The sequence below is a fragment of the Pseudarthrobacter sp. MDT1-22 genome (assembly GCF_054511035.1).
In genome coordinates, this window is sequence record NZ_JBTNDK010000023.1 from 20,807 (window position 1) to 37,740 (window position 16,934).

Genomic DNA, 16,934 nt, shown 5'->3' on the forward strand with positions numbered 1-16,934 from the left:
TTGGCGTCAGGGCTGTGACGTCCGGGACAGGATCCAGGTGTTGGTGCCGTCCTGCCGTTCGAAGGTCACGGTGGTGACCAGCGCCTCGATGAGCGCCAGGCCGCGGCCGGACTCGGAATCGTCGTCCGGGGTTCCCGGTTCCAGGGGGCCGAACGGCGGCTTGGCGAAGAACGCACTGACCCGGGCCTGCAGGAGGGTGGGCTGGACGCTGATGTCCACTCCCAGCTCCACGGGTTTCTGCGCCTTGGCCGGCCGCGCGTGCTGGACGATGTTGGACGCGGCCTCGATCACCGCCGTGGTGAAGGTCATCTGGTCCATGGCCTGGACGAACGGGGCGTCCTCCCAGAGTTTGTCCAGTTCGTTGTGGACGGAGTCGATGGACTCAGCAGCGGACAGTCCCCGGAACGTCCGCCGGGCCAGGACCTCAGTCATTGCTGAACGCATCGTCGGCGGAGGCGTAGGCAGTCAACACCCGGTCCATGCTGGTCAGCTCAAGAACCATTTTGACCTGCGGCTGGACGGCGGCGATGCGCAGGTCCCCGCCGGCCTGACGGGCGGCCTTGAGGCAGCCGATCAGCGCGCCGAGGCCGGAGGAATCCATAAACGCCGTGTTCTCCAGGTTCACCACGATCCGCGAGGAACCGCCGGCGATCACATCGGTGACGAATTCGCGCAGCTTGGGCGCGGACACCATGTTCAGCCGCCCGTCCGCCTTGACCTCCGCGTACGAATCCTTGACCACGTAACTAAACTCCATCGGCTTTCCTCTCTCCAGCATCAACGTCCACAGCGGGTTCGTAGCCCTTGTACAAAACAGCCCGGACCAGGATGCTCATGACCACCAGGTCAAAAATAACCCAGCCCACGTTCACCAGCGTGCCAAGCGGCTCCGCCAGTCCCGTGGCCAGGCGGATAATCCCGACGACGGCGGCCACCGCCAGCAGCACACTCACCACAATCTGGGGCCGGATGAGGCTCCAGCTGGGGCCGCCGGTCTGGCGGGCTTTGGGGGTGACGGCGAACCCGAGGGGGCGGCCGAACCAGACGTTCCGGGCCGCCGTCGAACACGCCTTGATCCAGGTGGGGAACAGCGCCAGGCTGTACTGCTGCCCGCGCCAGGTGGGGATTCCCCGGCCGGCCACCGCGAACAGCACCTGGTTGGCGACCATAAACGGGATGAACCGCAGGAAGAAGTCCCAGCTGAGGCTGGCCACGGGCAGGACGCCCAGCAGCAGGTAGATGATGGGGGCGGCGAAGTAGATGACCGCCGCGTAGCCGCTCAGGTAGGTCCACATGGTGGCGAAGTACATGAGCCGCTGGCCGATCTTCAGGCCTTTCTGCACCAGCGGGTTCTCGCGCAGCAGCACCTGCATGGTCCCCTGCGCCCAGCGGAGGCGCTGGGTCAGCATGGTCTTGAGGTCCTCGGGCGCCAGTCCATAGGCCAGGATCTCGTGGTGGTAGACGCTTTCCCAGCCCATGGCGTGCATGCGCATTGCCGTGGCCATGTCCTCGGTGACGGAGATGGTGGCCAGCGGCATGACCGGCTGGGCTTCGTCGTTGCGCTCAACGCTCAGGGCATCCAGGACGGCCTGCACGGATTCCAGCGCGCCGAGCGGCGACCAGTCACGGGCCGACATGCGCTGGACGGCGTCGTCGGCCACGACTGGGACGCCGGCGTCACCCACCTGGGCGAGTTCCATGGCGGCGATCTCTTCGAGGTCGGCCTGCAGCGCGGACATGTCAGCCTGGACCAGCGTCTGCACGGCCGCGTCCACGCGCCGGCGGACCCGGTAGGTGATCTCGCTCAACGGCTGTCCGGCGGCCAGCTGCTCCTGGGCTTCGCGGGTGGCGGCCTCCACCGCGTCCAGCACTTCAGCTACGAGCGGGGTGTCCATGTCAGCGGATTTCCGCGCCTGGCGGATGGCGGACCGGGAAGCCGTGAGGGCACGGCGGATGCTCTTTTCAGTCTCCTTGACGTAGCCCACCAGGCCCAGCTGCATCAGTGCTTCGCGGCGCAGGATGGCGTTGGAGCCGCAGAAGAACGCCGCGTTCCAGCCGTCCTTGCCCTGCTGGATGGGGCCGTAGAACAGGGGTGCCTGGCTGCCGAGTGGATCGTGGGCGGGCACGTTGCTGAAGTATTGCGGGGTCTGGACCAGGGCTACCCGGCGGTTGTTGAAATAGCCGAGGGTCTTTTCCAGGATGTCCGGTTCGGGGACCTGGTCCGCGTCCAGGATCAGCAGGAATTCGCCGTGCGTGACCATCAGGGCGTTGTTCAGGTTGCCGGCCTTGGCGTGGCGCGGCACGTTGCTGGTCCAGTCCTCGCTCCGCGTCACATAACCCAGCCCGTGCTCTTCGGCGAGGGCCTTCAGCTCGGGGCGGGCGCCGTCGTCGAGAATCCAGGTGCTGTGCGGGTGCCGGATCTTCTGGGCCGCCAGGGCAGTGGTCATCACCATGTCCAGGTCTTCGTTGTATGTGGTGATGAAGACGTCCACGGTGGCATCGTGGGGCGGCGCGGGGGCTCCCTTGCGGATCTTGAGCTGCCACACGGTCATCCCGAACAGCATCACGTCGATCAGGCTGTAGGTCTCAGCCAGCACCAAGGGCACGGCGATCCACCAGGCATCCCAGTTCAGCGACGACGCCCAGCGCCAGCCCACATAGTTCAGGCCGAAGATGACCGTCAGGACCACAACCAGGCGGGTCCAGAAGCGCGTCATGCCGGGGCTGGCTCAGGCAGGCGGCGGACCACCACTACGGTGACGTCATCCTCGGCGGTTTCGGCAGGGGCCAGTGCCATGATGGCGTCGCTGGCGGACTGCGCAGAAACCTGGCCATGGGCTGCGGCGAGCACCGCCTCAGTGAATTGCTCCACCGAGTCAAAAACGTCCAGCACGCCGTCGCTGGCCACCACCAGGGAGTCGCCCGGGGCCAGGCCGACGGCGGACTGCGGCCAGGCGGATCCGGGCCAGGCGCCCACGGGCGGACCGCCGCTGGGAAGACGGTGCGCCGACCCCTCGGCGGTGACATGCAGCGCCAGTCCGTGGCCGGCGTCGACATAGCTGACGACGCCGGAAGCGGCGTCCAGGCGGGCGTGGAAGAGGGTGACAAATGAGTTGGAGGAATCCAGGTCCGCCGCGATGGTGGTGCTGGCAGAGGCGAAGGCGGCGTCCAGGTCCCGGCGCTGTCCCGTGGACCGCATGACGGCCCGGACGGTGGCCGCGATGAGGGCGGCGCCCATGCCCTTGCCCATGGCATCGGCGAACGTCAGGTGCAGGCCCTCCCGCGTGCGGTACCAATCGTAGAAGTCACCGCCGACGCTGCGGGAGGGGCGGAAGACGCCGGCGACGTCGTACCCGTCCACCCGGACGTCCTCCTGGGGCAGCAGGCTCTGCTGGACCTCCGTGGCGCGCTCCAGCTCGCTCGCCACTGCTGTGTCCGCGGCGGACGGCTGCCGGCGGCGGAACAGGGCGTTGATCCTGGATTGGAGTTCGCGCGGGCTGAATGGCTTGCTGATGTAGTCATCGGCGCCGTTGTCCAGGCCCGTGAGCTTGTCCAGTTCGTCGGCACGGGCGGTGAGCATCACGATGAAGGCATCGGAGAATTCACGGAGGAGTTTGCAGACTTCCAGCCCGTCCACGTCCGGGAGGTTCAGGTCCAGTGTGATGAGATCCGGCTTGGCGCGGCGGACCTCCTCCACGCCGGGCAGGCCGGCTTCAGCGTGGGTGACCTCGAAACCCTGCTTGGTCAGGATCCGGACAAGGAGGCCTCGGATGTCCGGATCGTCCTCAATCACAACGGCACGGCGCGGTTCGGGCATGGAAGGCATGCCTCTACTTCTACAGTATTAGGGCCCGTGAAGCATGTCATAGACCTGACAACGAGGGTTGAAAGTCGGGTGCAGCACTCGACATTCCGGGGCGGTCGGCCATTGACCGGCCTGGCGTGGCCCAGACTTGCCGGAATACTTGCCCGCCCTTGATGGGACCTTGAGGCTCCTTGGCCACACTCGAAGGACCAGCTTTGAAGGAATTGCGCGGATTGCCGGAGGACGGTGCAGGACTTATGGAACCAACGGAATCCGTCAGACTGCCCGTCAGACTGCCCGGCAGGCTGGGGCGCTCGTGGCGGCGGCTCTTGAAGCAGGGACGCCGCCCGCGCAGCACCGTTCACTACCTGAGCCATTCCTGGAAACTCCGCTCGCTATCCCGCTCGCTGGCCCAGGCCCTGGGGGAGTCCTGGGAGGCCTCGAGCTGGCCGGGGGACCGGCTGGCCGTCGGCGTGGAGCTCTCGGAAAAAGTCGAACAGCTCACCCGCCTCCTCAACCGCGAAACCGAAGTTCACGGCCGCCTGGCGGCGCTCGCAAAGTAGCCGTTCCCTCCTGACCCTTTCCGTGCCACACTTGGTGACAATCGAGTGGCTGGGGGATACCAGGTCAGGAGATTGCCGTGCATTGGTACACCGGGTGGGCTTATCTTTTAGCTGGGCTTCTGACCATGGACGCGGTGCTGCTGGCCTTGTGGTTCATAGACAACGACTGGCCGAGCAGCTGGTGGAAGAAACCCTGATGTAGCGCAGTTTGCGTCAGCTGGTCCCGCGTCAGTACGCGCGGAATCGGCGCAGGTCCCGGCGCATCAGGACGCGCGGGAATCCGTTGAGTACCGAATCCGTATCAGCGGCCTTGACGAACCCGGCCTTCTCGAAGAGCTTGCGCGTGCCCACGTACGCCATGGTGAGGTCCACCTTGCTGCCGCCGTTGTCCACCGGGTACCCCTCAATGGCGGGCGCGCCGTATCCGCGGGCCAGCTCCACGGCACCTTTGAGCAGGTGATGGGAGATCCCTTTGCCGCGGTAACCGGGCCGGACCCGGATGCACCACACAGACCAAACATCGAGGTCGTCCACGTGCGGAATCCTGCGGTTGCGGGCAAAGCTGGTGTCGGCGCGCGGATGGACAGCTGCCCACCCGACTACTTCGTCGCCGTCGTACGCCAGAACCCCTGGCGGCGGATCCTGCGCCACCAGCTCCTTCATCAGGTCGCCGCGGGCTGTTCCGCGCAGCGCAAGGTTCTGCTTGGACGGGATGCGGTAGCTCAGGCACCAGCACACGTTGGCATCGGGCCGCTTGGGTCCAACCAGCGTTTTGACGTCTTCGAACAGCGTTCCGGGACGGACTTCGATCGCCATGCCTGACTCCCGGTTGGTGGGTACCTGTGCCCCGTCAGACTAGACCCCCAGGGACTCCCGCAGGGCAGCGACGTGACCCTGCGCCTTGACCTGGTACTGCGCCAGCGCCACGTTGCCCGCCGGATCCACCACCACGGTGGAGCGGACGAGGCCTTCGACGATCTCGCCGTCGACCAGCTTTTCTCCCCACGCGCCGTAGGCCAGGGCTACTTCGTGGTCCTCGTCGGAGAGCAGCGGGAAGGTCAGGTTGAAGTCGCCGGTGAAGTTAGCCAGCTTCTCCGGGGCGTCGGGGGAGATGCCCAGGACTTCATAACCGGAGGACTGCAGGGATAAGAGGCTGTCGCGGAAATCGCAGGCCTCGGTGGTGCACCCGGGGGTTGCCGCCTCCGGGTAGAAGTACACGATGACGTTCTTGCCGCGGTAGTTGGCCAGGGAGGTTTCCTTGCCCTCGGCGTCCTGCAGCGTGAACTCGGGGGCCTGGGTACCTGGCTGAAGTTTGATGGTCAGTTGGGGGCTCATGGCGTTCCTTCGGGAGACTCTGATGGCAAAAGACAGGAAACCAGTGAATCGGCTTTCCACTTTGAACAACAACTCCGGCGTCATTTGAAGTATTCCGGCTGGTCCGGGGCAGGGACGTGTGCGGGGGTCAGTTACCCGTTCTGCGAATGTCCGGCGGTCCATTGACTTGAGGCGCCGTATGGATACGGTTAGAGGTACGCACTTCTGGTCTCCGCAGTACGTGATCCGCACTACGTAGCCGCTAGCCGGCATCCACGCACAACCGCTTGGTCCCAGCCCTAAGCGCCCGCCGCAAATGATCCCAAGGCTGTTTCCCCATGACCGCAAATTTCATCAGAGCACTGGCTGTTAAATCCCTTGACATCCCGGACAAGAAGCGGTGTCCGGACAAGGCCGAGTTCGATCTCGTCACGGTTGACGACTACTCGGTGGCCCGCCTCATCCTCGCTCCAGGCTGGCGCTGGTCCGAGTCCGCCAAGCCTACTGAACTGACGGACTTCTGCGAGCACAACCACCTCGGTTACTGTGTGTCCGGAAGCCTGGAGATTCAAACGTCCGACGGCGTGAGGTCCACCATCCGCGCCCATGACACCTATGCGTTGCCTCCCGGGCACGATGAGTGGGTGGTTGGCTCCGAGCCGTTCGTCGCCATTGAATTCCTGGGTACGGCGTCCTTCGGTCGGCCGCGGAGCAGGGGATCCCACGCGCTGATTTGAGCGCGCTGATTTGAGTCGGAGCTGGCCTGCCGGGGCTAGGGTGGGGGCTATACAGTCACGGCAATTTCCGCGCGCACGAGCCGCTTGTGCACGATCCGCTTGAGCCTGGCCACAACCTCGGCCGGCGGGCAGTCGGCGTCGAGCTGTACGAAACCGGGGTATTCGGGCATGGAGCGGTAGGCGTCCCGCAGGTCCACCAGGTCAGCCAGCGTCTCAGAATCGGTGCCGCGGGCCACGATGCGCTGGTGTGCCAGCGCGGGCTCAACGTCCAGGTGCACCACGGCGTCAGGCTCCGGCAGGGACGAAATCAGCCAGGGGAGCAGGCGGCCACGCCGCAGTCCTTTGGCCGCGCGCAGGGCCAGCTGGCAGTGGAGGTGCCGGTCCATCACCACCAGTCCGTCGACACGGCCGGCTCGGGCATGGGACACCAGCACGTTGGCCACGCGGAGGGTGGTTTCCACGGCGTCGGCCAGGCGGCGGGGCCAGCGGATGGCCAGCCGTTCAGCCAGCACGGACATGCTCCGCCTGCCGGCATGGTTGCTGAGCAGCAGGGCGTTTTCGCCGTCAGCCTGGGCCGCATCTACCAAGGCGCGGGCGGCCGTGGATTTTCCCGAGCCGTCGATTCCGGTTAAGACAATAAGCACTTGGCCTCCTTTCGCCAATGGTTTAACGGAAGGGACAGCGTGATCGTCCCATCATGAGGCGGAGGTCACATTAAGCTTACGTCCGGACGGCGCCTGCAACGGCCGGCAGCCACACCAAGAGTTTTTGTCCAGATAACGTGCCCAAACCGGCGTTTTTGGCACGTTATCTGGACAAAAACTCCCGCAGAATGGGGATCTTCGATGCAGTTAGCCCAGCTAGCCGCGATTGTTGCGTGTGTACTTTTGGCCGCGCTCGCGGTTTTTCAGGCCGCCCTGATCGCGGGAGCACCACTGGGACGGTTCGCGTGGGGAGGCCAGCACAACGTCCTGCCCACCAAGCTGCGGATCGGCAGCGCCACCTCGATCATCCTTTACGTCGTCTTCGCCTATGTTGGGCTGGCCAAGGCTGGCATGGCGGCCCCGCTGGTGAACCAAGGCATCACGGACGTCTTCTGTTGGGTGCTGACGGCCTATTTCGCGGTGGGCATCGTGCTGAACGGAATCTCCCGCAGCAAACCGGAGCGCCTGGTCATGACACCCACAGTGGTGATCCTGACAGTCCTTTACCTGGCCCTGTCCCTGAACTAAAGGCCGGCACGAGGGCCGGCCACAGGGGACCCGTTCCAGGGACCCGTATCAGTGCTGTGGTTCGAGGGCGAGCCGCAGCCCGAAACCGATCAGGATGGTGCCGGTGATGCGGTCGATGGTCCGGAGGCTGCGGGCGCTTTTCAGCCATTTGGAGGCGAAACCTGCTCCGAAAATCAGGAAGGTCAGCCACGCAAGGCCCAGGACGCAGTGGACGCCGGCCAGCAAAATTCCCATCAGCAGCGGAGGCGCCCCCGGCGGGATGAACTGGGGAATCGTGGCGATGTAGAAAACGCCGACCTTCGGATTGAGCAGATTAGTGCCTGTCCCGGTCAGCCAGCCCTGGAACAGTTGATGGCGGGAGGCGGCCGGCGCTCCAACCTCGGCGGCAGGCGAGGCGGACGACGCGTCCTTGGCCCGGCTCTTCCACAGCAGGGAAGCGCCAAGCCAGACCATGTAGGCGGCACCGGCGATGGTGAGCGCCCGGTACGCCAGCTCAGATGCTGCCAGCAACGCTGAGACGCCCACAGCTGCCGCGATTCCCCACACCATCAGTCCGGTGGAGATGCCCAGGGCCGTGGCGAAGGCGAAACCGCGGGTCCTGGCGAGGGATGAACGGAGCACCAGTGCCGTATCGATGCCCGGAACCAGCGTCAGGAGTCCGGCCACAAGGCCGAACGAGAGCAGTGACGGATAGAGATCCACGAGCCAAGGATAAGCCGACGACGGCGGCCAACCGGCCGCCGTCGAACGTTAACGCGGGAGGCGTCTTAGCTGCAGTGCTTCGTGAAGGCGGCGCCGGCTTCCTGGTACTTGGCCTCCAGCTCGGTGAGCTTGGCCTCGTCCGGGGCTTCCTTGGCGGACTCGTCCGTGAACTCGATGATGGATCCGAGCGCAGGCTTGAGGTCATCCGATGCCACAACTTCGATGGGCCGGATCTGGTTGGCGAGACGCACCAGGCCGGTCTTGCCCACGTTGTTCGCGGGGTTCGCCAGGACAGCCTTGACGCGGTCGCAGGTTTCGGGGGTGGAAAGTTTGGTGGGCGTGGTGCACGCAGAAGCGGAAAGCACGAGGCCGGCAGCGATCAGGGCGGTGGCGAGTTTCTTCATGGGTCCCTCAGTAGTTGATTGAGGTTTCGATTGTAAGCAGAGACCGCGGCAGCTTGCGGATCCGGGGGCTCAGGAGGGCGGAGTGTGACCGCACAAGGAGGGGGCTCCGGACTCTGGCGGGCCGGTTCTCAGGGTGCATAGACTGGCAGGACAATCGTGCGGGCCTGCCGCAGGTTGGCCCGTGCGGATCACCTAAATTCAAGGAAGAATCATGGCCCGCACAACCCAGAATTCAGGAAAAGTACAGCGCCGTACCGCCATTGGGTTCATTGCACTCATGGGGCTGTTGGCGCCTGTCCTCCCGGCCTCGGCGTCGCCGCCGGAAGACTCAGTCATTGTGCTCAAGGGCGCCACCTCCGCCGAGGGGATCGCCGCCGGCAAGGGAAGAACCTTCTACGCCGGAGACCTGGCACTTGGGGACATTTACCGCGGCGACATCCGTGAAGGCAAAGCGCGGTTATTCATAGACGTATCGGACTTTGATTCGCAGCCCAGGGCCGCCGTCGGGATGAAGGCCGATACCCGTAATAACCTGCTGTTCGTAGCGGGCGGCGGCACCGGCAAGGCCTTCGTGTACGACACCGAATCAGGCGAGCCTGTTGAGGATTTCACGCTCGCTCCTGGTTTCATCAACGACGTCGCCCTGACGCGGGACGGCGCCTGGTTCACGAACTCCGCCGCCGGCGAGCTCTACTTCCTCCCGGTGGGCAGGCACGGCGAGCTGGGCACTGTTGAGATCCTGCCGCTGTGCGGGCCGGCTGCCGAGCTGACTCCGGGCTTCGACCTCAACGGCATTGCCGCCGCCAAGGGCGGCCGGGTCCTGATCGTGGCTCATTCGAACAACAGGGCCCTCTACACCGTCGACCCGGAGACCGGCGATAGTGCCTTGATCGAGGGTGTGGATGTGCCGAATGTTGACGGCATCCTAGTCCGGGGCCATACCGTCTGGGCGGTGCAGAACTTCCTGAACCAGATCGTCCGGATTGACCTCTCCAATGATCTCTCCTCCGGCGAGATCGAGGATACCATCACCAGTCCCCACTTCGATGTTCCCACCACGGTTGCGCGGTTCGGGAACACCCTGGCTGCTGTGAATGCACAGTTCATGCGGCCGGCCAGCCCCCACGAAGTAGTGCTGGTGCCGGCCCGCGATTAGGCCGCTTACGTAGGGACGGTGCTGCCCCGCTTGAGCGGTGCGGGGCAGCACCGCTCGTGCGGGGCCGGGCAGCTTGTATGGGGCAGGGCAGCTGATGCCGCGTACTGTTGTTGCAAAGTACGACGGCGGGCGGCACCGTAGGTTCGACTCAGCCAGTCTGCGACTCCGCCAGTCAGCGACTCCGCCCGTCAGCGGTCGCCCAAGGTACCGCCGAGCGGTGGGATGGTGCCGTCGTCGTCCGGTTTCTTGACCTTGCGTTGGGCCGCGCTGCGGATCTCGCCCTCTGCCGAGCCGTCCGACTCGCCCTCAAGATCGACCATCCCGCCGGTCTGGTCGAACGGGTGCGTGTACCGGTTGTGCGCCGACGGCTCGCCCTTGGGGACGGATTCCCGCCAGGCGCCCGTGGCATGGCCCTCGTGTTCGATGAATTCCTTGAACTTCTTCAGGTCGTGCTCCGCCTGGCGGGCCACGACGTGGAGGAGGTCGCCCACCTTCTCCACCACGCCCTCCGGCTGGTACTCCAGGGTGAGGGAGAGCTCGGTCTTGTTGCCGCCTGCGTCGGAGAATTCCACGGCACCGGAGTTCGTGGCGCCTTCGGTGGACGCCCACTCGATCCTGCGGTCCGGGATCTGCTCCACGATGGTGGCTTCCCACTGACGGCGGACCCCGGCGATATGGGCCACCCACTTCAGGCGGTCGGCACTGAGCTGGGTCACGCTCTCCACGCCACCCATGAACCGCGGAAAATCCTCGAACTGGGTCCACTGGTTGTAGGCGGTGCTGACCGGCACGTCAACCACAATCCGCTTCTCGACTTTGCTGCTCACGAACGTCTCCTTTGACTGGAACGGTCTGATGACAAACTGAATACAGTCAGTATGCTTACCTATCGCCGTTGTGGGCAAGGCGTCAGAGGCAAGGCTTCAGGGGCGGGGCGAGCCGGAGGGGAGGGAGACGGCGGTTAGTCGTCGTCCGTGTCGACGCCTTCGGCGGGTTCCTGGGAGTGCACTCGGATGTCGGTGGGGTCCGCCAACTCGTCCCCTTCGGCCGGAGCCTCGCTGTGGATGCGCTGCGCCACGACTGGTTTTTCCTTCATCTCAACCGCTCCTATGGTGTGTGAAATGTGCCTCAACCATCATTCAGCGCCTCCCGAAGCGGGGTGTCAAGAACCCTTCCAGAGCTTTGGCCGCGGCACGTGTTCTGTGCTGGACGCGCCCTCTTTGGCGACGACGGCGACGTCCGGAATGAGGGCACCGCCAAGTTCCTGCGGAACTACATGGAGGAATACGGCGCGTTCGTCCAGCGCGTGCTGGCAGCGAACGCCCCGGGCCACATCGGCGACCTCGAACCGGACCCGGAGAAGCTGTCCCGGTAACTAAGCGTGTCAGTCCAGGGGCAGGGTTACCGTCACGGTAGTGCCCTGCCCCGGCTTCGAACGGACGTCAATGGTGCCGCCGGCCTCGTGCACGGCCACCGACATCAGCCGCAGCCCGTACCCGTGGTGCCGGCCGCGCAAGGCGAGCTGGCTGTCAAAGCCCGTGCCGTCGTCGGACACTACAAGACGGATGCCGTGGTCAACGGCGGACAACTGGACGGTGAGCTCGGCGGCGTCGGAGTACTTGAAGGCGTTGCTCAGCGCTTCGCGGGCCGATTGGTAGAGGAGGAGCGCGCAGTCCGCCGGGATCTCGATGCCCCAGTGCGGAGTATCCCAGCGGACTGCTGTTCCTTGCTGACGGAGGGGTCCGGTCAGCCGGTCAATGCAACCGGCCAGCCCCAAGGTGTGGAAGTCGAGGGGGTGGTGATCAGTGATCAGTCCTCCCACCGCGACGACCTCGTCCAGAGCTGATTCCTTCCCCATGAATCTTCCTGCTTCCCCGCCGTTTTGTGGTGATGGATCCAGCGTGGACCGCCAACTGCATGGGTTGCCAAGGGTTAGCTCAAGATTGGATCAATTCTTCGGGGAAGATTCCGTGTTGTTTTACCGGTGTCGTCGCAAGGCCGGCAGCCGGCAACGTGAATCCGGTTTCGAGGGCTCTCCTGAGCAGTAGATTGCCGAACTCGGACGTTTTCCGTCCCTGCATCCGCGGGCCCGCGCTGAACACACCAATTCAACGGCCGTCATGGTCGCCAGCGCCTGGACGGTGGAGTCCAGCCGGGATGCCGCCAGGCTGGCGAAGCTGGCGTCCTCCTCGGCGTCGAGGGACAGGACCACTGTCTGCAGGCTCGCGGGCTGGGCGTTGGCGTGTACAAGCCCCGCGGCGGCTGCAGCGACGTATTCGAGCATCATGACGCCGGATTGGCCGGAATCGTCGGCTGCCAGGAACCGGTTGAGACCCGTGAACGCGGGGTCGCAGAGCAGGTCTATCCGGCGGAGGTTGGTGGCGCAGGCCGTCCCCAGGGCCACGTGCAGTGCGTCTATCCGTCTGGCAAGGGTTGTCATCTGGAAGAGGCCGTGATGGGCCACCCCGTTGGTCCCGTCGGTCTCAGAGCCGAAGACCATCGCCCGGGCCACCTCAGGGCTGAACGCTTCCGGATTGCCTGACATTGCGGTGAAGGACAGAGCACTCACCAGCGTGAGGTTGTCCATCAGGACGGCAAGTTTCTGATGGCCCAGCACAGCCTGGGCAACGGTGAGCGCGCTGGAACTGATAAATGGCAGGGCGTCCTCCGTGGCCCAGCCGTCGAGCGCCTCGGGGATGATGCCGCCGCCCATCGTTGGCCGCTCGCCCAGGAGTGTCAGTGCGGTCCCGGCCAAAGCCGCCAGGTCGGCCGTCCCGATCCCGCCGAATTCCCGCACCTCCCCAGCTCGACCACCGAAGGGGTCGGTTACCGGGTTTCGTTCATCGGGATGCGGACGCCGCGCTCTTTGGCGACGTCGAGTGCGCGGTCGTAGCCGGCGTCGGCGTGGCGGATGACGCCCATGCCGGGGTCGTTGGTGAGGAGGCGTTCGAGTTTCTGGGCGGCGAGGTCGGTGCCGTCGGCGACGGAGACCTGGCCGGCGTGGATGGAGCGGCCGATGCCGACGCCGCCGCCGTGGTGGATCGATACCCAGGTGGCGCCGGAGGCGGTGTTGAGCAGGGCGTTGAGCAGCGGCCAGTCCGCGATCGCGTCCGAACCGTCGGCCATGGCCTCGGTCTCCCGGTACGGCGAGGCGACCGAGCCCGAGTCCAGGTGGTCGCGGCCGATCACGATGGGCGCCTTGACCTTGCCGTCCTTGACGAGCTGGTTGAACAGCAGGCCGGCCTTGGCGCGGTCGCCGTAGCCGAGCCAGCAGATCCGGGCCGGCAGGCCCTCGAACTCCACCCGTTCCTGGGCCGCGTCGATCCAGCGGTGCAGGTGCTTGTTCTCGGGGAAGAGTTCCTTGATGGCCTCATCCGTGACCGCGATGTCCTCGGGGTCACCGGAGAGCGCCACCCAGCGGAACGGGCCCAGACCCTCGCAGAACAGCGGGCGGATGTAGGCCGGGACGAAGCCGGGGAATTCGAAGGCACGGGTGTAGCCGCCCTTGCGGGCCTCGTCGCGGATGGAGTTGCCGTAGTCGAAGACCTCGGCACCGGCGTCCTGGAACTCGACCATGGCCTGGACGTGCTTGGCCATGGAGGCCTGGGCCTTCTTGGTGAAGCCTTCGGGATCGGCGGCGGCCTCGGTGTGCCATTCCTGGACGGTGATGCCTTCGGGCAGGTAGGACAGCGGGTCGTGGGCGGAGGTCTGGTCCGTGACGATGTCGACGGTGAGTTCGCCCGCACGGTGGCGGCGCAGGATCTCGGGGAAGACCTCGGCGGCGTTCCCGACATAGCCCACGGACCAGCCGCGGCGCTCCTCCTTGGCCGCCAGGACCTTGGCGATGGCGGTGTCGAGGTCGGTTTCGACCTCGTCGAGGTAGCGTTTGCCGGCGCGGCGGCGGAGGTGGCTTTCGTCGACGTCGACGATCAGGCAGGCGCCCTCGTTCAGGGTGACGGCGAGCGGCTGGGCACCGCCCATGCCGCCGCAGCCGCCGGTGAGGGTCAGGGTCCCGGCGAGGGTGCCGTCCTCGTCGCCGGTGAGCTTGCGGGCGATCGCGGCGAAGGTCTCGAAGGTGCCCTGCAGGATGCCCTGGGTGCCGATGTAGATCCAGGACCCTGCGGTCATCTGGCCGTACATCATCAGGCCCTCGGCCTCGAGCCGGCGGAACTCGGGCCAGTTGGCCCAGTCGCCCACGAGGTTGGAGTTCGCCAGCAGCACCCGCGGCGCCCATTCGTTGGTCCGGAACACACCGACCGGCTTGCCGGACTGGACCAGCAGCGTCTCGTCGTTCTCCATGGTTTCGAGGGTGCGGGTGATCGCATCGAACGCCGCCCAGGACCGGACGGCGCGGCCGGTCCCGCCGTAAACCACCAGATCATCCGGGCGCTCCGCGACCTCAGGGTCCAGGTTGTTCATCAGCATCCGCAGCGGGGCTTCGGTCTGCCAGCTCTTGGCGGTGAGCACGGTGCCGCGGGCAGCTTTGACCGGGCGGGCACCGGTAGTGAAATCGGCGGGTGAAATAAGGGACTCCTTCAGGTGTGGTGCAGTACTAACCTTGGTGTTTACCTTGCGGCGGCGGCGGGGCGGTGGCCTGCCTTCGCCAGCTGGATTTGCTCGTATACGTGGTGGCGCAGTTCTGTGAAGCGGGGCAGGGACCGAGTGTTGAGCTGGTCGCGTTCGGCAGGGAGGTCGATGACCAGGTCCTCCTGGATGACCGTTGGTGAGGACGAGAGGATGATTACCCGTTCCCCGAGGTAGACGGATTCGTCGATGTCGTGGGTGACGAACAGGATGGTGACCCCGAGCTTTTTCCATACCGTCCGAATCAGATCTTCCAGGTCTGCGCGGGTCTGGGCGTCGACGGCGGCGAACGGCTCGTCCATGAGTAGGACTTCCGGCTGGTAGGCAACGGCGCGGGCGATGGCTACGCGTTGTTGCATGCCGCCGGAGAGCTGCCAGGGATAGGACATCGGAACGTGGGAAAGGCCCACAGCCTCGAGCGCTTCATCCACGAGCCTGTCGCGTTCAGCCTTCGGTATACGCTGGTTTTTCAGGGGCAGTTCGACGTTCTCACGCACCCGCATCCAAGGGAACAGGGAGCGGCCGTACTCCTGGAAGACCACGGCCATTTTCTTGGGCGGACCGGAAACCTGAACCCCGTCCAGCAGCACCTGCCCCTCGGTCGGAGCCATCAACCCCGAGATGCATTTGAGGAGCGTTGTCTTGCCGGACCCGGAGGGGCCCACCAGGCATGCAAGCTCTCCTGCGCGGAGATCGAAGGTCAGGTTCCGGACGGCTTCAATGGGTCCCCCGTCGGTTTGGTAGACCTTCTTCAGGCCGCGGACCGAGAGCATGGCGTCATTGTTCTGCAGTGTTCTGCCGGCCGGCGCAGGTTTGGTCACGTTGTTTTTGTCGGTGGTTTCAGACGGCATTTTCTACCTCTCGCAGGCCGTGGTACCAGCGCAGGATGCGGCGCTCGGTGAATTGGAAGATGAATGACATGGCCACTCCGATCAGACCCAGGATCACGATGCCGGACCACATTTCGGGGATGGCGAAGGAGCGCTGGAACTGAACGATGGTGAAGCCCAGCCCGGAGGAGGAGGCGAACATTTCGGAGATGACCATCAGGATCAGTCCGATGGACAGGCACTGGCGAACTCCAGCCATGATCTGCGGGCCTGCGCTGGGCAACACGAGGTGGCGGATTCGGGCGCGCCCGGTGATCCCGTAGGTGTGTGCGGAATCGGACAGTACCCCGTCGATGGCCCGTACGCCTTCGATGGTGTTCAGCAACACCGGCCAGATGCAGCCGGAGATGATGACCACCACTTTCATGGAGTCCGTGATGCCCATGAGCAGCATGAGCACGGGCACCAGGACCGGCGGTGGGATGGCCCGGAAGAACTCGAGGACCGGTTCCGTCAGGTCCCTCAGCCATTTCACTGAGCCGATCAGCAACCCCGCCACGATGCCGATGATGATGGCGGCGGTCACGCCGACGATGAGTCTACCGATGCTGGGCAGCACATCGGAGAGGATCCTGTCTCCGAACCAGGTCTCTGCAAAGGTGGCCAGGAGAGTGGCTGGGGTGGGGACGAAGAAGTTCGCCTCCCCGGCCGTGGCCACCGCCCAAAACAGGACCAGGATTGTAGGCAGGCCGACGGCGTAGCCGATACCTTTCAGAATTTTCATACGATCACTTCCGCGCGGACCGAGGAGTGCCAGGACAGGGTCTTGCGCTCCACGAAGCGCATGACGAGGTTGATCAGAACCCCGATGAGGCCGGTGGCCAGCACCAGGGCGTACATGCCTGCGATGGCGCCGCCGGATTGGGCTAGGGCAATTTCACGGCCCAGCCCTGGGGAGCCGATCACCAGTTCGGCAGTGATCGCCAGAATCAACGCGACCGACGCTGCCAGACGGACCCCAGTCATCAGGTAGGGCAGCGCTGTTGGAAAGACCACATGGCGGATCCTCGCAAACTGACCCAGCCCGTAGCTTTTGGCTGTATTCATGGCGACGTTATCCACATCGGCCACTCCGTATAAAACCTGGATGAAGATCTGCCAGAACGAGGCGTAGATGATGAGCATCAGTGATGACTCCATCTTGACGCCGAACAGCAGAACAGCCAGGGGGATCAGCGCCACCGAAGGGATGGGCCGGAGGAACTCCACTGTGGAGTTGGTGAAGCTGCGCAGGAAGGCGAAGGAACCAATGATGAAGCCCAACAGGGTCGCGGCAAGGACCGCAATGACCAAGCCGATGAGCCACGCGAGCATTGTTTCACCAACGGCTAGCCAGAACGCGGCCAAGCCGAAGTCACGGACCAAGGCCAGGATCACCTCCGACGCCGGCGGCAGGAACCGGGCGTCCACGATGCCGACTCTGGGAATCACTTCCCAGACCAGCAGAAACCCTATGATCCCGGCGATGCCCAGCAACTCCTTGGTCGGCCGTCGTCGGGCCGTCTTTGTGTTGTCCATTCTTCTTCCTGAAGGATCGGGTGCAGGAA

21 protein-coding genes and 1 pseudogene are annotated in these 16,934 nt (G+C 65.0%); 5 read left to right on the forward strand and 17 right to left on the reverse strand.

From position 1 onward, the window contains the following. Positions 1-6: 6 nt before the first annotated feature. From ACX80M_RS16365 to ACX80M_RS16380, 4 genes are read right to left on the reverse strand one after another with little or no spacing between them, the layout of a single operon-like run. A complete protein-coding gene (locus ACX80M_RS16365) occupies positions 7-432 on the reverse strand; it encodes an ATP-binding protein (protein ID WP_252598981.1) in 426 nt (141 codons plus the stop codon). After that, a complete protein-coding gene (locus tag ACX80M_RS16370; RefSeq protein ID WP_252598980.1) occupies positions 425-757 on the reverse strand; it encodes an STAS domain-containing protein in 333 nt (110 codons plus the stop codon). Before ACX80M_RS16370 ends, ACX80M_RS16365 begins: the two co-directional genes overlap by 8 nt. Then, the gene (locus ACX80M_RS16375; protein WP_459309983.1) at positions 747-2,717 is read right to left on the reverse strand and encodes a glycosyltransferase family 2 protein; all 1,971 of its coding nucleotides are present in this window, start codon (positions 2,715-2,717) and stop codon (positions 747-749) included. The genes ACX80M_RS16370 and ACX80M_RS16375 overlap by 11 nt, the downstream gene beginning before the upstream one ends. Continuing rightward, the gene (locus tag ACX80M_RS16380) at positions 2,714-3,826 is read right to left on the reverse strand and encodes a PP2C family protein-serine/threonine phosphatase (protein ID WP_459309984.1); all 1,113 of its coding nucleotides are present in this window, start codon (positions 3,824-3,826) and stop codon (positions 2,714-2,716) included. The genes ACX80M_RS16375 and ACX80M_RS16380 overlap by 4 nt, the downstream gene beginning before the upstream one ends. A 194-nt stretch (positions 3,827-4,020) precedes the next feature. Between ACX80M_RS16380 and ACX80M_RS16385 the strand changes: the two genes are divergently transcribed. Continuing rightward, the gene (locus ACX80M_RS16385) at positions 4,021-4,368 is read left to right on the forward strand and encodes a hypothetical protein (protein ID WP_252598977.1); all 348 of its coding nucleotides are present in this window, start codon (positions 4,021-4,023) and stop codon (positions 4,366-4,368) included. 228 nt (positions 4,369-4,596) lie between these two features. Here the strand turns inward: ACX80M_RS16385 and ACX80M_RS16390 are convergent, their stop codons facing one another. Both ACX80M_RS16390 and bcp read right to left on the reverse strand, forming a co-directional pair. Further along, a complete protein-coding gene (locus ACX80M_RS16390) occupies positions 4,597-5,184 on the reverse strand; it encodes a GNAT family N-acetyltransferase (protein WP_252598976.1) in 588 nt (195 codons plus the stop codon). Positions 5,185-5,223: 39 nt separating this feature from the next. After that, positions 5,224-5,703 carry a thioredoxin-dependent thiol peroxidase gene (bcp, locus tag ACX80M_RS16395; RefSeq protein ID WP_252598974.1) on the reverse strand — a complete coding sequence of 160 codons (480 nt, stop codon included), beginning with the start codon at positions 5,701-5,703 and terminating at the stop codon, positions 5,224-5,226. A gap of 317 nt (positions 5,704-6,020) precedes the next feature. Between bcp and ACX80M_RS16400 the strand changes: the two genes are divergently transcribed. Continuing rightward, complete coding sequence (locus ACX80M_RS16400) at positions 6,021-6,419, forward strand: cupin domain-containing protein (protein ID WP_056341140.1); 399 nt, start codon at positions 6,021-6,023, stop codon at positions 6,417-6,419. A gap of 47 nt (positions 6,420-6,466) precedes the next feature. On the opposite strand, the gene ACX80M_RS16405 is transcribed toward ACX80M_RS16400, so the two are convergent. Beyond that, positions 6,467-7,063 carry a dTMP kinase gene (locus ACX80M_RS16405; protein ID WP_459309985.1) on the reverse strand — a complete coding sequence of 199 codons (597 nt, stop codon included), beginning with the start codon at positions 7,061-7,063 and terminating at the stop codon, positions 6,467-6,469. A gap of 201 nt (positions 7,064-7,264) precedes the next feature. On the opposite strand from ACX80M_RS16405, the gene ACX80M_RS16410 reads away from it, so the two are divergent. After that, positions 7,265-7,651: a hypothetical protein gene (locus ACX80M_RS16410; protein ID WP_459309986.1), complete on the forward strand. Its 387-nt coding sequence runs from the start codon at positions 7,265-7,267 to the stop codon at positions 7,649-7,651. A gap of 48 nt (positions 7,652-7,699) precedes the next feature. On the opposite strand, the gene ACX80M_RS16415 is transcribed toward ACX80M_RS16410, so the two are convergent. Beyond that, positions 7,700-8,353, reverse strand: a complete 654-nt coding sequence (locus ACX80M_RS16415) for a LysE family translocator (RefSeq protein WP_459309987.1) — start codon at positions 8,351-8,353, stop codon at positions 7,700-7,702. A 65-nt stretch (positions 8,354-8,418) separates the two neighbouring features. Further along, entirely contained in the window at positions 8,419-8,757 is a 339-nt protein-coding gene (locus ACX80M_RS16420; RefSeq protein WP_252598967.1) for a hypothetical protein, read from the reverse strand. A gap of 211 nt (positions 8,758-8,968) precedes the next feature. On the opposite strand from ACX80M_RS16420, the gene ACX80M_RS16425 reads away from it, so the two are divergent. Further along, positions 8,969-9,913, forward strand: coding sequence for an SMP-30/gluconolactonase/LRE family protein (locus tag ACX80M_RS16425; protein ID WP_252598965.1), 945 nt, complete (start codon positions 8,969-8,971; stop codon positions 9,911-9,913). 188 nt (positions 9,914-10,101) lie between these two features. Here the strand turns inward: ACX80M_RS16425 and ACX80M_RS16430 are convergent, their stop codons facing one another. Both ACX80M_RS16430 and ACX80M_RS16435 read right to left on the reverse strand, forming a co-directional pair. Further along, on the reverse strand, positions 10,102-10,740 hold the full coding sequence (locus tag ACX80M_RS16430) for an SRPBCC family protein (RefSeq protein WP_252598963.1): 639 nt from the start codon (positions 10,738-10,740) through the stop codon (positions 10,102-10,104). Positions 10,741-10,874: 134 nt separating this feature from the next. Beyond that, complete coding sequence (locus tag ACX80M_RS16435; protein WP_256470778.1) at positions 10,875-11,009, reverse strand: hypothetical protein; 135 nt, start codon at positions 11,007-11,009, stop codon at positions 10,875-10,877. 123 nt (positions 11,010-11,132) lie between these two features. On the opposite strand from ACX80M_RS16435, the pseudogene ACX80M_RS16440 reads away from it, so the two are divergent. Continuing rightward, a pseudogene (locus tag ACX80M_RS16440) lies at positions 11,133-11,288 on the forward strand (ACP phosphodiesterase); the annotation flags it as partial. Positions 11,289-11,297: 9 nt separating this feature from the next. Here ACX80M_RS16440 and ACX80M_RS16445 read toward each other — a convergent pair. The 6 genes from ACX80M_RS16445 to ACX80M_RS16470 all read right to left on the reverse strand — a co-directional run bounded on the left by ACX80M_RS16445 (position 11,298) and on the right by ACX80M_RS16470 (position 16,905). Further along, positions 11,298-11,771 (reverse strand): sensor histidine kinase, encoded by a 474-nt coding sequence (locus tag ACX80M_RS16445; RefSeq protein ID WP_252598961.1) that lies wholly within the window; start codon positions 11,769-11,771, stop codon positions 11,298-11,300. Between the two features lie 120 nt (positions 11,772-11,891). Next, positions 11,892-12,710 carry an aromatic amino acid lyase gene (locus ACX80M_RS16450; protein ID WP_459309988.1) on the reverse strand — a complete coding sequence of 273 codons (819 nt, stop codon included), beginning with the start codon at positions 12,708-12,710 and terminating at the stop codon, positions 11,892-11,894. A gap of 29 nt (positions 12,711-12,739) precedes the next feature. Next, entirely contained in the window at positions 12,740-14,437 is a 1,698-nt protein-coding gene (hutU, locus tag ACX80M_RS16455; RefSeq protein WP_459310001.1) for a urocanate hydratase, read from the reverse strand. A 41-nt stretch (positions 14,438-14,478) separates the two neighbouring features. Beyond that, entirely contained in the window at positions 14,479-15,348 is an 870-nt protein-coding gene (locus ACX80M_RS16460; protein ID WP_374210076.1) for an ABC transporter ATP-binding protein, read from the reverse strand. Continuing rightward, positions 15,338-16,111 carry an ABC transporter permease gene (locus tag ACX80M_RS16465; protein ID WP_252608178.1) on the reverse strand — a complete coding sequence of 258 codons (774 nt, stop codon included), beginning with the start codon at positions 16,109-16,111 and terminating at the stop codon, positions 15,338-15,340. Before ACX80M_RS16465 ends, ACX80M_RS16460 begins: the two co-directional genes overlap by 11 nt. Further along, a complete protein-coding gene (locus ACX80M_RS16470) occupies positions 16,108-16,905 on the reverse strand; it encodes an ABC transporter permease (RefSeq protein ID WP_459309989.1) in 798 nt (265 codons plus the stop codon). Before ACX80M_RS16470 ends, ACX80M_RS16465 begins: the two co-directional genes overlap by 4 nt. Between the last annotated feature and the right edge of the window lie 29 nt (positions 16,906-16,934).